General features: G+C 24.2%; 1 protein-coding gene. It reads right to left on the bottom strand.

From position 1 onward, the window contains the following. A partial coding sequence (locus ACOTVC_RS08725) for a hypothetical protein (RefSeq protein WP_421628364.1) occupies positions 1–1,235 on the bottom strand: 1,235 nt, incomplete at both ends.

Genomic DNA, 1,235 nt, shown 5'->3' with positions numbered 1-1,235 from the left:
TACAAATCCCCCTTACTCATACTTTCTTTATTCTTGCTTTTTCCTTTTTCATTATTTGGATTTGAAATTTCTATTTCTTTAAAACTTTTAGAGCATTCTTTATCTGTGTATAATCTAACACAATACTTTCCCCAAGTCTTACCTATGCTAAAAGGATAATCTTTTAAAAAATCAGGTTGTTTGTTGTAATGAATCTCATTGATTTTAAAATAATACTTTCCTTCAGGTAAGCTTCCAAATTTATCTTTAATACTTTCATCATCATAGTAAAAATATGCTTTTTTCTTGGTAGTTTTATCTTTTATATCTTGATAAAAACTAAAAGCAATTTGTTTATTTGATGGTTTTAAATTATCAGCTTTAGCTACTCCACTTCTTGCCATATAAGAAGCTATTAAATCTTTTCCTTTAAAATGATATAAATAAAAACCATCATATTTAAAATAATCTTTATTTTTAAACCTAAGTATAAGTCCTATTTTATGATTGATATAATTATTAAATATTCTTTTGCTATCTTGTAAGGGTTTGGCTAAATAAGCTTTATTATCTTCTAATCTGACTTTAAAACTATGACAACTACTAAAGTCTTTTTCTCTATCAAATCTTATCTTACCTTCTTTATTGGTTTTTAATCTCAATACGCTTTGCTTGATTAGTTTTTCATGATCATACCCTTTTATACTAATACTAGCATTATCAATAGCCTTTCCATGTTCATCTTGTATGATAAGGCTGATGTAATTTGAAGTAGCAGTGTTGTTTATAATACTAGTGTTATTGTGGGTTAAATTTAGATCTTGATGGTTTAAATCATTATAAGCATAGTGCTTGCTTATCTTTTTAGGTTCTAATTTTATATTTAAACTATTTTTAGCTAAAACATAGTTTTTAATCTTACAATGATAATAATCATAAGTAATGTTTAAATCTTTTAAAGCATATAAATTATTCTCATCATATTTAAGATAATAATTTATTTTTTCATCATTGAAAGAAAAAATTTCATCTTCCTTTGCGCCTAAAAGAAGTTTTTCATAAAAAAATACTCTTGTTTTTAGTTTATTAAAATCTAGATCATAGTTTTGTTCTAATAAAGCTATATCGATTAATGACTCATCTTTAACAAATATATCACAATTGTTCTCATAAAGATGTAAAAGATTTGACATAGATGAAGCATTGTCAAAAAATATAAGCTTTTTATTTTTATCTTTGTTTTCTAAGATGAAGTG

This window comes from Campylobacter sp. GB48, from assembly GCF_049221845.1.
In the GTDB taxonomy this organism is placed as follows: domain Bacteria; phylum Campylobacterota; class Campylobacteria; order Campylobacterales; family Campylobacteraceae; genus Campylobacter_D; species Campylobacter_D lari_C.
Note: the sequence above shows the minus strand (reverse complement) of the source record. Positions and strands in the feature narration are given on the sequence as shown.